Source organism: Flavobacterium sp. YJ01 (genome assembly GCF_029320955.1).
In the GTDB taxonomy this organism is placed as follows: Bacteria; Bacteroidota; Bacteroidia; order Flavobacteriales; family Flavobacteriaceae; genus Flavobacterium.
On sequence record NZ_CP119757.1, the window covers coordinates 3,417,033 to 3,432,504 of the forward strand.

Genomic DNA, 15,472 nt, shown 5'->3' on the forward strand with positions numbered 1-15,472 from the left:
CCAAAACAAACCAAAAATTACCAATGAAAATTATTAAACTACTTAGCTTGTCTTGGATTCTGTTGGTCGCGCCCAAAGCGATTTCACAGGAATTCAAATTAGGAAAAGTTTCTATTGCAGAATTAGAACAGAAAGTTCATCCTAAAGACTCTTCAGCGGCAGCTGCTATCTTGTACAAAAAAGGAATTTCCAGAATGGAATTTGACCAAAATGAAGGTTTCTGCATTGTTACCGATGTAGAAGCTCGTATTAAGATTTATAAAAAAGAAGGTTACGAGTGGGCAAATCAAAGTGTTTGGTATTACAATCAGACCAATTTAAAAGAAAGAGTATTTTTTTCTGATGCCGTTACGTATAATCTTGTAAATGGAAAAATAGAAAAAACGAAACTGAAAAGCGATGGATCTTTTGATGAAGTTCTTTCTAAATTTAGAGGACTGAAGAAGATTACCATGCCAAATGTAAAAGAAGGTTCTGTAATAGAATATCATTATTCAATAAGATGTCCTAGCGACAATATCATTCGTGATTGGGATTTTCAAACTTCTATCCCCGTTAATTATTCTGAATTTAAGATCGCTTATCCAGAATATTACGTTTTTAAACCAAGACAAAAAGGGTATATTTTTCCTAAAGTTTCAACTACTAAAAATTCTAAAAGTTTAACAATTAACAGTAAAGAAAGAGGAACGGGGCTCGTTTCGAGAACAGAATTTTATAACGATAAAATAGATTATATAGAAACAGAGGTTACTTATGTTGCACAAGATTTCCCTGCTTTAAAAGACGAAGATTTTGTAAACAATATTGATAATTATACTTCAAGTATTGAACATGAATTATCATTAGTTCATTTTCCTAATAGACCAATTAAGGAGCTTTCTACCGACTGGAATTCGGTAGTGAAAACAATTTACGAATATGAAGATTTTGGTCCAGAATTAAATAAAACAGGTTATTTCGAAGAAGATTTAAAAAAGTTTCTTGGTGGAATTACCAACCAGAACGAAAAAATTTGGGCGATTTTAAATTTTGTAAAAGGAAATGTAAAATGGAATGGTTACACAGGTTTTAGCTGCGATAATGGTGTAAGAAAAGCGTATAAAGATAAAACAGGAAATATTGCAGATATTAATTTAATGCTTACTGCCATGTTGCGTTCTGAAGGTTTAACTGCAAATCCGGTTTTGGTAAGTACACGTTCTAACGGAATTGCCTTGTTTCCTAACAGAAATGCATTTAATTATGTTGTTACTGCTGTTGAAACTCCAGAGGGATACATTTTATTAGATGCAAGTTATAAATATTCTGTGCCAAACGTTCTTCCATTTAGAACCTTAAACTGGTTCGGAAGATTGATTAGAAAAAATGGTTCTTCTGAAGAAATAGATTTAATGCCTCATAAAACATCAAACGATATTGTTTTTATGAATTATGATATTGATGCGGATGGAAAAGTAAGCGGAAAAGCCAGAAGACAGTGCACTGATTATAGAGCGATGCTTAGTAGAGAAAATTTCGAAAAATCGAAAGAAGATGAATATTTAGAAAAACTTGAAAATAGTAGCAGAAAAATTGAAGTGAGTGAATATTCTAGAACTAATGAAAAAGAATTATTATCTCCAACAATTGAGTCTTATTCATTTAAAGGAGGCGATTTATCTGAGATGATTGGAGGAAAAATATATGTAAATCCACTGCTGTTTTTTGCTCAGGAAAAAAATCCTTTCAAGCAAGAAGTACGCGAATATCCAGTAGATTTTGGTTATCCTTTTCAAGATAAATTCAATATTACAATCAAAATTCCAGAAGGTTTTACGGTAGAAACATTACCGCAGTCAGTTGCGTACAACATGGAAAATAACTTGGGAAGCTTCAAGTTTAATATTCTGGCAACTGATAATGTTTTGCAATTAATGGTTGTTAACCAAATTAATTCGGCTATTATTCGTACTGAACAATACGAAATGTTAAAAGAATATTACAAAGGAGTAATTGCTAAACAAACAGAAAAAATAGTTCTAAAACGCATATAATGATGCTAAGATCCCTGCTTCTTTGTATTGCTTTATGCTGTAGTACAATAAATATCCAAGCTCAGAAATATGAGCTTGGAAAAGTTACCGTTGCTGAATTAGAGGAAAAATTACATCCTATAGATTCTTCGGCGCCTGCCGCAATTTTATTCAAAAAAGGAAAAACTGTTTTTACATATAATGAAAAAGTAGGTTTTTCGGCTGTTCATACTTATGAATTTAAAATCAAAATTTATAAAAAAGAAGGGCTGAAATGGGCAGATCAAAAAGTACATTACTACATTGGCTATCAGAATCTGAAAGAAGATATGTTAGAGTTTTCGAATGCGGTAACGTACAACTTGGAAAATGGCAAAGTGGAGAAAACCAAATTAGAAAGCCAGGGATTATTCAAGAAAAAAATTAATGAATATTGGAATGAAAAAACAATAACGCTTCCAAATGTCAAAGTTGGATCTATTATAGAATATAAATATGTTTTAAAATCTGAAAACATTGGAGAATTTCCTGATTTTGATTTTCAGTTTGATATTCCGGTAGATTATTTTGAATACAAAACAGAATTTCCTGAGTTTTATATTTACAAAACAATTCTGACAGGAAAAAATAAAATAGAAAACGATGCGAAACTTGGGAGTGGAAATCAAAGTTTTGACAATGAATATGGGCAGACGCGAACATTAAGCTACAAACAGATAAATGCTTTTTATTCTGGAAAAAATATTCCCTCTTTAATAGAAGAGCCATATATCGATAATTTGGAGAATTATAGAGGTTCTATTAAACACGAGTTAGAACGTATTCGAATGCCAGAACAACCTGTTAAAGATTTTACAATGACTTGGGAAGGCGTTGCAACAACAATTTTTAAAGATGAAAATTTTGGGAAAGAACTTAGCAAAAGAGATTTTCTTCTAGAAGATATAAAAAAGCTGCTTGGAAATGTCGAGTCATTAGAAGAAAGAACAAACATCATTTTTAAGTTTGTTCAAAACAAAATGAATTGGAACGAAATCAATAGCTGTTTCGCCAAAAAAGGAGTAGAAAAAGCATACAAAGAGCAAACAGGAAATGTTGCCGAAATAAATTTCATATTAATAAATATGCTGAAATTGGCAGGTGTAGATGCCAATCCGGTTTTAGTAAGTACAATTGAGAATGGAATTCCAGTTTATCCTACCAGAACAGGTTTTAATTATTTAATTGCGTCTGCAGAAATTGACGGGAAACAAATTTTGCTCGATGCTTCTAGAAAATATACATCACCAAATATTCTGCCTTTGAATGTCTTAAATTGGAAAGGAAGATTAATTAAAAGCGATGGCACTTCAAAAGAAATTGATTTAGTTCCTAGCAAAGCCTCGAAAGAAGTTTCTAATATAGTAGCTGTGATAAATGCAAATGGAAAAATAGATGGAAAAATCAGAATTCAGCGTACCGATTACGATGCTTATAGATTTAGAGTTCAGAATGCGGCTAAAAATCAGGAAAATTACATCGAAAAACTAGAACAGCAATTAGGCGATTTGAAGATTTCGGATTATTCTGTAAGCAATAAAAACACGAATCTTTCTGATCCGATTTTAGAAACTTTCGCTTTTGAAACTAATAATTTTGTTGAAAGCATTGGAGGAAAATTATTTATAAATCCGATGTTGTTTTATGCAAAAACAAAAAATCCTTTTGTTCAAGAAAAAAGACAAATGAGAATTTATTTTGGTTATCCAAACCAAGAAAAAATTCTAATCAATTTAGAAATTCCCGAAGGTTATGATGTTGAATCGATTCCAAAACCAGCAAAATATGTGTTTTTGGATAATTCGATTATTGTAACGATGAATATTTTAAAAGATGGAAACAAAATTCAGTTTATTTTTTCTAAAGACATAAACAGCAGTATTTTTGCAGCAGAGGACTATGATTCATTAAAAATGCTTTTTCAAAAAATGATTGTAAGTCTAGATCAAAAAATTATTCTCAAAAAAATATAACCAATGAATTCTCGTTTCCTTTTAGTTTTCTTTTTTTTAGTTTTCTCACTTACCAGAATTAATGCTCAAAAGTTTGAATTAGGAAAAGTAACAGTTCAGGAATTACAGGAAAAAGAAAATCCTAAAGACACTTCTGCGCCAGCCGCGATTTTATTTAAAAAAGGAAGAACTTTTTTTACTTACAATGAACAAAGCGGTTTTCTTGCCAATCATGTTTATGAGTTTCGAGTAAAAATTTATAAAAAAGAAGGTTTAAGTTGGGCCACTCAAAAAGTTTCTTATTATGTTGGTTACGAAAATCTAAGAGACGATAAAGTAACTTTTTCTGATGCTGCGACCTATAATCTTGAAAATGGAGCAATTGTAAAAACAAAATTAAACAGTGAAGGCAGCTTTAAAGAAAAAGTAAATAAGAACTGGAATGTTGCCTCAATTGCTTTGCCGAATGTAAAAGTTGGATCTGTAATAGAATTCAAGTATACTTTAAAGTCAGAAGATTTGGTTCGTCTTCCTGATTTTGATTTTCAGTATGAAATTCCAGTAAATTATTTCGAATACAAATCTGAAATTCCAGAATTTTTTATTTATAAAACACTTCTTGTTGGAACCTACAAACCAGAAATGAGTGCCGATGTTCAACCCATTAAGCAGGTTTATGGCAGCGATTATAAACAGATAAATAGTTTTTATTCTGGAGTTGATGTTCCAGCGCTTCAAGAAGAAATTTTTGTTAACAATATAAACAATTTTAAAGGCTCAATTCAAAACGAATTAGAGTTAAAAAGATTTCCGGACAAACCAGTTGTAAACTATACCAAAACTTGGGAAGGACTTGCGGAGTCAACTTACAAAGATGCTGATTTTGCAAAAGAATTGGGCAATAGAAGTTTTTACGAAGAGGATTTAAAGAAAATTTTATCGAATATAAATTCTCCCAAACAACGATTAGACACCATTTTTAAGTTCGTTCAAAACAGAATGAACTGGAATAAAAAGAAAGGTTATTATGTTGATAAAGGAGTTAAAAAAGCGTACGAAGAAAGAACAGGAAATACAGCAGAAATCAATCTTTTGCTAATTTCTATGCTTAAGGCCGCAAAAATACAAGTGCATCCTGTTTTGGTTAGTACGGTAGAAAATGGAGTTCCGGTTTTTCCTAACAGAACGGTTTTCAATTATCTAATCGCAGCCGCAGAAATAGATGGAGAACAAATTCTGCTAGATGCAAGCAACAAGTTTACAGTTCCAAATATTCTTCCATTAAATGTTTTAAATTGGAAAGGAAGACTAATAAAAGAAAACGGAACTAGTGAAGAAGTCGAATTAATTCCGAGTAAATTTTCATTAATCAATAATACTGTAAGTGCATTTATAGATCCACAAAAAGCAAAATTAGAAGGAAGTTTGTCTTTGCAAAAAACAGATTATAATGCTTTAATTTTTAGAGAGAAGTTCGGCACAAAAACGAATGAAAACAATATTGAAAAATTAGAACAGCAATTTAATGGTATTGAACTTGAAGATTATAGAGCTGAAAATCAGGATTTATCAAAACCTGTAACAGAAAAAGCATCTTTCAGTATTGATAAAGCTTATGATGTAATTGGAGGCAAACTATTTGTAAATCCGCTATTGTTTTTTGCCTACAAAAGCAATCCGTTTAAATTAGAAAAAAGACAAATGCCAATTTATTTTGGCTTTCCAGAACAGCGAAAATTCAATTTGTTTTTGCAAATTCCAGAAGGCTATAAAGTTGAGGCATTACCTTCTCCGATAAGAATTGTAATGGAAGACAAAGCAGCTTCTTATACAATGAATATCATATCTGATGAAAATCAAATACAAATTAAAGTGACGCAAGAAATAAGTAAAGCTATCTTTGCAGCAGAAGATTATAGCATGATAAAAGACTTTTTTCAGAAAATAATCGAAATTCAAAATGACAAAATAATTCTTAAAAAGACCTAGAAGATGGATTTGAAAAATGCACAATTAGATGTAGATACTTGGATAAAAGAACATGGCGTTCGCTACTTTAACGAATTGACAAATATGGCACAGCTTACAGAAGAAGTTGGTGAAGTTGCCAGAATCATTGCTCGTCGTTACGGAGAACAATCTGAAAAAGAAAGTGATAAAAATAAAGATTTAGGCGAAGAATTAGCAGATGTTGTTTTCGTAGTTTTATGTTTAGCCAATCAAACAGGAATCGATTTGCAAGCGGCTTTTGATAAAAAAATGGACTTAAAATCGGTTAGAGATAAAGATCGTCACAAAAACAACGATAAATTGAAATAATTGTGAAATATCACTCATAATTTTTGAATTATGGGTTTTCAATTTTGAATTATGAATGGGGAGTGGTAAATTGCAGGGCTGAATAATGTTTCTAATCATTCATAATTCAAAATTCACAACTTACAATTAAAAAAATGAATTTAAAATTAAGCACGAATTCAATTTTCACCATTGATGATTCGCAACTAAATATCACAGGTTCAAAAAGCGAAACGAACCGTTTATTGTTACTAAAAGCATTATTTCCAAATATTACTTTAGCCAATACTTCAAATTCAGATGACAGCGAAGTAATGCAAAAAGCTTTGGCAGGAAATGACGAAATTGTAGATATTCATCACGCAGGAACTGCAATGCGTTTTCTTACGGCGTATTTTTCTGTTAACGAAGGAAGAGAAGTTGTATTAACAGGTAGTAGCAGAATGCAGGAACGTCCAATCAAAATTTTGGTTGAAGCTTTGGCACAATTAGGCGTTGAAATCACTTATGAAAAAGAAGTTGGTTATCCGCCAATTCGAATTAAAGGAAAAAAAGTTACGGCTTCAAAAGTAACTTTGGCAGCAAATGTAAGCAGCCAATATATTTCGGCACTTTTATTAGTGGCTTCAAAATTAGACAATGGTTTAGAATTGACTTTAGAAGGAGAAATTACTTCAATTCCGTATATCAAAATGACGTTAGCTTTATTGGCAGATTTAGATATTAAAACCAGTTTTGAAGGAAACGTAATTAAAGTTTTCCCTAAAGAAGCAGTTGAAACAAAAGAAATGGTAGTAGAATCTGATTGGAGTTCGGCTTCTTATTTCTTCAGTTTAGTAGCATTGTCTGATGCTGCAAAAATTACGTTAAGCAGTTATAAAGAAAACAGCCTTCAAGGAGATTCAGAATTAGTTTCTCTTTACGCAAAAATGGGCGTAAAAACGACTTTCCAAAATAATAAAATGACTTTGGAGAAAATTGCTGGATTTAATTATCAAGATGTAAATTTTGAGTTGAATAATACTCCGGACATTGCGCAAACAATCGTAGTAACTTGTTTAGGTTTAGGAATTGGTTGTCATTTGACAGGACTTCATACTTTAAAAATTAAAGAAACGGACAGACTTGAAGCTTTAAAAACAGAATTGACAAAATTAGGCGCCAATATTTCGGTAACAAATGACAGCTTAACTTTAGTAAAGTCTGATAATATTAAACACGATATTCATATTGCGACTTATAACGACCACAGAATGGCAATGGCATTTGCACCTTTGGCAATAAAAGTTCCAATCATTATTGACGATGCTGAAGTTGTTTCTAAATCATATCCAGATTTCTGGAATGATTTAAGAGCATTGAATTTCCAAATTTCAGAATTGTAAAAATTTTTGAACCATATAAGAAATGTAAGTTCATTTAAATAGAGTTCGATAAAAAAACCTCTGGTTTTAACCAGAGGTTTTTTTATGCGTGTTCAAAAGTAACACGACATATTTTTATTACGAGGTATCGGGACTATCGGATTTAATATATAAAATCCAGTGTTTAAAACTCCAGTTAATATGAACTTATATAACTTATATGGTTCAAAAACACATTTTAATGGTTCTCAAAACCTCACAAAATCAAGGACTTTTGAAAATAAACGTCAAAACACTTGACAACGCCTATCTCACAATCGTATATTTGCATTCGATTTAAAATTTTAGGTATATAAATCTAAAATCTACACTTTAAAATCCATAATTCAAATATGAAATTATCACACTTCAATTTCAATTTACCGAAAGAACTTTTGGCTGAATTTCCAGCAGAAAACAGAGATGAATCTCGTTTAATGGTAATTGACCGTCAAAAAAATACTATCGAACACAAAATGTTTAAAGACGTTATCAACTATTTTGACGACGGAGACGTTTTAATTTTAAATAATACAAAAGTTTTCCCTGCGCGTTTGTACGGAAACAAAGAAAAAACTGGAGCAAGAATTGAAGTTTTCTTATTAAGAGAATTGAATTCTGAGCAACGTCTTTGGGATGTTTTAGTTGATCCAGCTAGAAAAATCCGTATCGGAAACAAACTTTATTTTGGTGATGACGATTCGTTAGTTGCTGAGGTAATTGATAATACAACTTCTCGTGGTAGAACTTTACGTTTCTTGTACGATGGTTCTTATGAAGAATTCAGAAACAAATTGACTGAACTTGGAGAAACTCCAATTCCAAAATACATCAACAGAGAAGTTACTGCTGAAGATGCTGAAAGATACCAAACTATCTACGCAAAAGAAGAAGGAGCTGTAGCGGCACCAACTGCTGGTTTACACTTTTCTAAACACCTTTTGAAAAAATTAGAAATCAAAGGAGTAAATTTTGCTGAGGTAACTTTACACGTAGGTTTAGGAACTTTTAACCCAGTTGAGGTTGAAGATTTATCTAAGCACAAAATGGATTCTGAAGAATTAATTATCACTCAAGCAGCTTGTGATATTGTAAACGAAGGAAAAGCAAAGAAAAAACGTATTTGTGCTGTAGGAACAACTTCTATGCGTGCAATCGAAAGTTCTGTTTCTTCTGCTAATACTCTAAATCCTTATGAAGGATGGACAAATAAATTTATTTTCCCTCCACACGATTTCAGTATTGCAAACTGTATGATTACTAATTTCCACACACCAAAATCAACATTATTAATGATGATTTCTGCTTTCTGTGGTCACGATTTAATGAAAAAAGCATACGACGAAGCGATCAAAGAAGGATATAAATTCTATTCTTATGGAGACGCGATGTTAATATTATAATCTGATATTATTCAGATTCAAACCCGACAGGTTTTTAAAACCTGTCGGGTTTTTTAGTTTTTAATGGTTTCAGGTTTCAGGTTTGACGTTCGTTGAGAAATTTAACGCAAAGTTCGCAAAGCTTTGCGTTCTTTTACGGCTGGCAAACACAAACTGAGAAAAAACCTTGCGAACTTTGCGTTTAAAAACAAACAAAGCATCCCAACATGAAACATTAAACTTGAAACCAGAAACAAACAAAACAAACAATTTTTGTTATTTTAGCAGACAAAACAAAAACACAATGACTTTTCAAAATACACGCGAATTCGCGAAACAACTTGATGCACAAGATGCATTAAACCATTATCAGCAAGAATTTATTTTTCCAAAAGTTAACGATAAAAAAGTAATTTACTTTACAGGAAATTCATTAGGATTACAGCCAAAACGTACCAAAGCTTATATTGATGAAGTAATGAACGACTGGGCAGAACTTGCTGTCGAAGGTCATTTTTACGCAGAAAAACCGTGGTGGGATTATCAAGAAAGATTTGCAGAACCTTTGAGTAAAATTGTGGGAGCGCTTCCATCTGAAGTTACGGTAATGAATACCTTGACGGTAAACCTTCATTTACTGATGGTTTCTTTTTATCAGCCAAAAGGAAAACGTTACAAAATTATCTGCGAAGAGAAAGCTTTTCCTTCAGATCAATATATGTTTCAAAGTCAAGTAAATTTTCACGGATATAAACCAGAAGATGCAATTGTAGAAATCAAACGTAGAGAAGGCGAGCACAATATTCGTCTAGAAGATGTTTTAGCAAAAATTGAAGAAGTTGGAGATGAATTGGCTTTAGTTTTAATTGGCGGAGTAAATTATTATACCGGACAAGTTTTCGACATAAAAACCATTACAGCAGCTGGACAAAAAGCTGGAGCAAAAGTAGGTTGGGATTTAGCTCACGCTGCTGGAAATATCAAATTAGAACTTCACGATTGGAATGTAGATTTTGCTGCTTGGTGCAGTTATAAATATATGAATTCAGGTCCAGGAAATGCTTCTGGAGTTTTTATTCACGAAAAACACCACAATTCAGATTTGCCAAGATTTGCCGGTTGGTGGGGACATAACAAAGAACGCCGTTTTAAAATGGAACCAAACTTTGATCCCGTTCATGGAGCAGACGGATGGCAGATTAGTAATCTTCCGGTTTTGTCTTTAGCGCCATATTTGGCTTCTGTTGAAATGTTTGCTGAGGTTGGAATGGAAGCTTTAATTAAAAAACGTGATCATATTACTTCTTATTTAGAATTCATTCTTCATGAAATTGATAAAGAAGTTGCAGGTAATTTTGAAATTATTACACCATCAAATCCAGAAGAAAGAGCTTCGCAATTATCTGTTTTTCTTCATGGAGAAGGAAGAAGTTTATTCGATTATTTAATGAAAAATGGAGTAATCACAGACTGGCGTGAACCAAATGTAATTCGTCTGGCGCCAGTTCCATTATATTGTTCTTATGAAGATATGTACGACTTCGGGCAAATTTTGAAAAAAGGAATTTTAGGGAAATAAAAAAATAATCTCGCAAAGTCGCAGAGGCGCAAAGTTTTTTTGCCACAGATTAAGGGGGTTAAAAAGATTTTTTTTCAATTGCCTCCAGCTTTAGCTGGAGGTATTAAAGATAAAATTTGAAAAGGCTTTAGCCAAACTATACGTTTGGCTAAAGCCTTTTTGTTTTGATCAATTTTTCATCCAGCTGAAGCTGGACGCTATTGAACTTAGAAAGATTAATCCGCTTAATCTGCAAAATATGCGGTAAAAATTTCCAACGTATTTTGAAATCTTTTTTAATCCTCTTAATCTGTGGCAAAAAAACTTTGCGTCTCGGCGACTTTGCGAGATTAAACCATTCAGCTTTAAATAAAAACTCTGCGAGAAAAAATACAACATCTTCTAATCTTATAACCTTTCTAAAAAATTCTGTAACAACCCTTATAACAGATATTCCGTATTTTGTAGTGTATAATTTAAAAACTACAATCATGAAAGGCTTATATATTTTATTAGCAGCAATAATTTTTACTTCTTGCCAACATCAGAGCAAAGAAGATATAAATAAAGCCAAACAAGCCAGTATTGATTCTATGAGAGTTGAGATTAACAAACAACGAGTTATCGATTCAATGAAGACTGAAATGGCTAAGATAAAAGAGGAACAAAAAGTTGAATCTGAAAAAGTGGTTGTTGTACATCAGCCAGCAAATGGAAATGCAACAACAACGACAACTACGACGAAAAAGAAAGGTTGGAGTGCAACTGCTAAAGGTGCTGTAATTGGTGCTGGAGTTGGTGCCGCAACTGGAGCAATCGTCAGTAAGAAAAAAGGTGAAGGTGCCATTATTGGCGGATTAGCCGGCGCAGCTTTAGGTACTGGAACAGGAGCTGTTATTGACAGTAAAAATAAAAAGAAAGAATAGTTATTCTATAAATAAAAATAAACCCCAAATTAGATTCTAATTTGGGGTTTTCAATTTTAAACCAACTCTGAAACGGGAATTTTAATACCAACTAATTCTGATTTACAAGAATCGAGTTGATTAAGGTCGCCTTTAAAGGCTATCGTCGATTCGAATAAATTTTTATAATACTCAATTCCATCTAACACATTAGATTTAAAAGTATTCCATTTCTTAAGTTGAGCATTAGTTAGCTCTCCAGAAACAGATTGAATTTCATTTCTAAAATAATCAATATACATTTTTAATTCCTTTACAAATAAATTAGGGCGATCTGTTCTTAAAACCGATTTTCCCTGATAAATATGCTGAACCATTTCTTTCAAAGAAACTTCTTGATCAAAATAAGCTAAATTCGGACCTGGGCAAATTACAACGCCTTGCGCTTGACCTTTTATTTTAATATCATTTTCTAGATAAGAAGCATTCGCCAAACCAACACACAAACATGATTTTTCGGTAATCTTGATTTTGCTTTTTTCAAATTCATCAACAGATAAAGTGTCTTTTCTGCTTTCTAATTCTTCCAATTTAATGTCTTGATATTTTTTAGAAGCTGTGCAAATTCCATGTGGATCGTATTCTTTGCTTAAAGCCAAGAATTTTTTCGGACAAGAACTTCCTGCTTTATTTTCATGAATACGTTTTTGTTTTAGAAATTCGTTTGTTGTTCCTTTCAAAGTATTAAACGGAACTCCCAGAGGCGAAATATTGCTTAAATAAAAATCATCTTCTTTAGCATTCATCAATAAATTACGAGTTTCCTGATCAACAGAAGTGGCTTCAGGAACTAGCAGAAATGGCGATCCCCAGCCGACAGAATCTACTTTATATTCGTCTAATAAAAATTCATGTTCTTCTGCAGTTCCAACGCCACCTTGAACTGTGATTTTTAATTCTAGAGGTTTTTCTGGAAAGTATTGATTTTTTAGCTGTAACGCTTTAATCATTAATTCGTGGGCCGATTGTATCAGTTGTTCTTTTTTTTGCTTGAATTCTTCTAAAATTGTGCCCAATAAGAGTCCGTCGGTAGCAAAGGCGTGTCCACCGCAGTTTAAACCAGATTCAATTCTGTATTCTGAAACCCAAAGTCCTTTTTTTGCTAGAAAATTTCCCTGAATCATAGCTGATCTAAAATCGCTTACTTTAAGAATGATTTTCTTTTTAAGTTCGTTCTTTTCATTCGGAAAAAAATCTTTGAAGTTTTCAAAGTAACCAAACAATCTCGGATTCATTCCAGCAGAAAGTACAACAGAAGATTCTAGATTGCTTTTGGCAAAACCTCGTAAAGCGGCATGCGCGTCATTAAATTCAATTGGAAGCTGTTCGTTTTTGATGAAATTATCTTTATCTAATTTCGTCATAATGTTCACGTCGATTTCTCCAGGAAAAAGATGAGATTCAATGTAGTTTTGAATGTTTTCTTTAAAGGCAATTCCATCGTCCAATAAATTCTGAAATCCTTTTTTGATATCAGAAGTATTTGGGAGCATTGACATGAAATTTTCAAGAGCGGTTTTGCTTTCGGCTAATTCAGTTTTAAAATTTTCGAATTTTTCTTTTACAATTTTGTCGACTAGATTTAAGTAAGAAGTAATTCTTTCTGCACGATAATCGTGAAATTTTTGAGTAATTTCTTCGTACGGAATATTGAATTTAGTGCTATAAAAATTACGCATCTTCTCAATTAAATCATCATCAGCGAGAGCAACAACAGACGAAATCCCATATTGTGCCACTCGTATCGGGCTGTCTATCGTATAGGCAAGTCCCATTACTGGAATATGAAAAGTGTGTAAGGGTGTTTTGGTCATTTGTTTTTAGATTAAAATAGAGACAAATGAAAAACAATAATTTTTTTTAAAAGCTGATAATTATCAGGTTTGTGGGTTGGTTGAGAAAAGTTTTTCCGCCACGAACTACCCTCAATCTTGTCATTCCGAGGAACGAGGAATCGCAATAGAGAATCGACAAAGATTGGCGATATGTATATGGAGTTACTCGTGCGATTCCTCGTTCCTCGGAATGACAAAACTACGTGTAACTATTACGAATTAAAACATAGCCAGTGGTTTCAACCACGGGAAATGTATTTTGAGAATACGTATGGAATTTCTTTGTGGAAATGCATTGCGTTCCTGCGGTTTCAACCGCAGGCTATGTTGACAAACAATATCCGCATATATTTTTTTTGCAGATTAAAAAAAATGCAAAGGTTAAATCATTTTAAATCCTTTAATCTGTGGCAAAAAAGAGTCTTAATTCGTGTAATTCGTGTAATTCGTGGCTAAAAAATATTATATCAAAATCTTCTTCAAAGACTCTGCAATACTTCGCCATAAAAAGTTGTAGAAAGATTTTTCTTGAATTCTTTCTATTTCAACTTCGGCGGTTTTTGCTTTGTCTTTAGAATCGTCTTTTACAAATAAATTTACGACCGCGCTTTTCAGTTTGGCTTCTTTTTCGGGATGTTTCTTTTTGTACAATTTCACTTTTAAATCGTCATAATCTAGAGAAGCGTTTCCTTTCGAAATATTATCATTTCCGTAGAAATTAAAACGGTATTTATTGAAAGTTCCTGTAAATGAAGCGTTCATATACGGTTTGCTGAATTGCCCCATCGCTCGAACATCAAAGTTTGAAATCACGCCTTGAATATGAAAACCGTCATTTTTGTCTAAAACATTAAAACTCCAATCGACATTAAGCGGAGAATTTTTCATGAAAATGGTTTTTATTTTGATTTTTACATCAGCAGTTTTTTTCAAACCAAAACCACTTCGCAGATTTGTTGCCTGCAAATTAAATTTATCAAAATTTAAAATTCCTGGACCTTTAGAAAAATCAATTTCTTCTTCGTAAACCAATTTAGATTTTAAAACCTGAAGCGTATCAATTTGAAGCGGGAATTTTAAATTTCGCAATAAATGATTGTAAAGATATTTTTTGCTCAAATCATCTTTTGGCATTTTTCCGCGATAAATATTCGCATCAAAATGATTGATTACTAATGAATTTGCTTTGAAGAAAAAACGATCATTTTTAAAACCCCAATCCATTTTTGAAACTTGTGCTGAATCGAATTTTAAGGTATAAATGTCTTTTTCTTTTTCTAAACGTTTTGTAAATTCTCGTCGGTTAAACTGTGGAATATTAGAAAAATTATTGATTTTTAGAAAGTTCTTTTCCGTGCTTATTTTTCCGATATTAATGTGATAAAAAATACTCGGTCTGTAAAATAAGCTATCAATTACCAAAGCATAACTTTTATACTGAATCGGAATTTTTTCTTTTAGAGTGGCATCAGTTATTAAAATTCCTTCTAGTTTTAAGAGGATTTTTTTAACGCTAAAAATTGGTTTTTGAGTGTCTAACGAAACAACATCAACCGTTCCGTCATTCAAATAAATATTCGAAACGGCAACAATTTTACGAAACGGATCGACAATTTCTTTTTGAATACTTTTACTGTTATTGATTAATTTTTCTCCTTTTTTGTATAAAATGATTCTTGGTTTATTGATGATAATACTTTCTGCCTGAATAATATCGCGAAAAGCCAAATCCCAGATGTTGAAATGTTTTATGGTAATGGATTCAATTTTAGAAAAAAGTCCATTTTTGCTGTCTTTTGGTTCGTTTTTCGGATTTACCAATAAAGTCTGAGCGTAGATATTTCGAGAAAAAAGCGAAACCTCAATCTTTTCATAATTAATATTATAAGCTGTTTTGTTTTTCTCGTGAATGATAATCGGAAGTTGTTTTTTGATCCAATAATTCAGTCCGATATTCGCCAGAAGTAGAATTACAAGTAAAGAAATTACTCCAATCGCTATTTTTTTATAGATTGACATTTATAG

Annotated in this window: 10 protein-coding genes; 8 read left to right on the top strand and 2 right to left on the bottom strand. The window is 32.2% G+C overall.

What is annotated here, in order from left to right:
* The first annotated feature begins 23 nt into the window (after positions 1-23).
* The 8 genes from P0R33_RS14945 to P0R33_RS14980 all read left to right on the top strand — a co-directional run bounded on the left by P0R33_RS14945 (position 24) and on the right by P0R33_RS14980 (position 11,573).
* Positions 24-2,036, top strand: coding sequence for a DUF3857 domain-containing protein (locus P0R33_RS14945; RefSeq protein ID WP_276171970.1), 2,013 nt, complete (start codon positions 24-26; stop codon positions 2,034-2,036).
* Positions 2,036-4,027, top strand: a complete 1,992-nt coding sequence (locus P0R33_RS14950; RefSeq protein WP_276171971.1) for a DUF3857 domain-containing protein — start codon at positions 2,036-2,038, stop codon at positions 4,025-4,027. The genes P0R33_RS14945 and P0R33_RS14950 overlap by 1 nt, the downstream gene beginning before the upstream one ends.
* Positions 4,028-4,030: 3 nt before the next feature.
* Entirely contained in the window at positions 4,031-5,995 is a 1,965-nt protein-coding gene (locus P0R33_RS14955) for a DUF3857 domain-containing protein (protein WP_276171972.1), read from the top strand.
* 3 nt (positions 5,996-5,998) lie between these two features.
* The gene (locus P0R33_RS14960; RefSeq protein ID WP_012022600.1) at positions 5,999-6,325 is read left to right on the top strand and encodes a nucleotide pyrophosphohydrolase; all 327 of its coding nucleotides are present in this window, start codon (positions 5,999-6,001) and stop codon (positions 6,323-6,325) included.
* A gap of 134 nt (positions 6,326-6,459) precedes the next feature.
* Entirely contained in the window at positions 6,460-7,689 is a 1,230-nt protein-coding gene (locus P0R33_RS14965) for a 3-phosphoshikimate 1-carboxyvinyltransferase (protein WP_276171974.1), read from the top strand.
* 371 nt (positions 7,690-8,060) lie between these two features.
* Positions 8,061-9,110 carry a tRNA preQ1(34) S-adenosylmethionine ribosyltransferase-isomerase QueA gene (gene queA / locus P0R33_RS14970; RefSeq protein WP_276171975.1) on the top strand — a complete coding sequence of 350 codons (1,050 nt, stop codon included), beginning with the start codon at positions 8,061-8,063 and terminating at the stop codon, positions 9,108-9,110.
* 283 nt (positions 9,111-9,393) lie between these two features.
* On the top strand, positions 9,394-10,668 hold the full coding sequence (kynU, locus tag P0R33_RS14975; protein ID WP_276171976.1) for a kynureninase: 1,275 nt from the start codon (positions 9,394-9,396) through the stop codon (positions 10,666-10,668).
* 470 nt (positions 10,669-11,138) lie between these two features.
* Positions 11,139-11,573, top strand: a complete 435-nt coding sequence (locus P0R33_RS14980) for a YMGG-like glycine zipper-containing protein (protein WP_276171978.1) — start codon at positions 11,139-11,141, stop codon at positions 11,571-11,573.
* Positions 11,574-11,629: 56 nt separating this feature from the next.
* Here the strand turns inward: P0R33_RS14980 and P0R33_RS14985 are convergent, their stop codons facing one another.
* On the bottom strand, positions 11,630-13,426 hold the full coding sequence (locus P0R33_RS14985) for a hypothetical protein (RefSeq protein WP_276171979.1): 1,797 nt from the start codon (positions 13,424-13,426) through the stop codon (positions 11,630-11,632).
* A gap of 483 nt (positions 13,427-13,909) precedes the next feature.
* A complete protein-coding gene (locus tag P0R33_RS14990) occupies positions 13,910-15,466 on the bottom strand; it encodes a hypothetical protein (RefSeq protein WP_276171980.1) in 1,557 nt (518 codons plus the stop codon).
* Between the last annotated feature and the right edge of the window lie 6 nt (positions 15,467-15,472).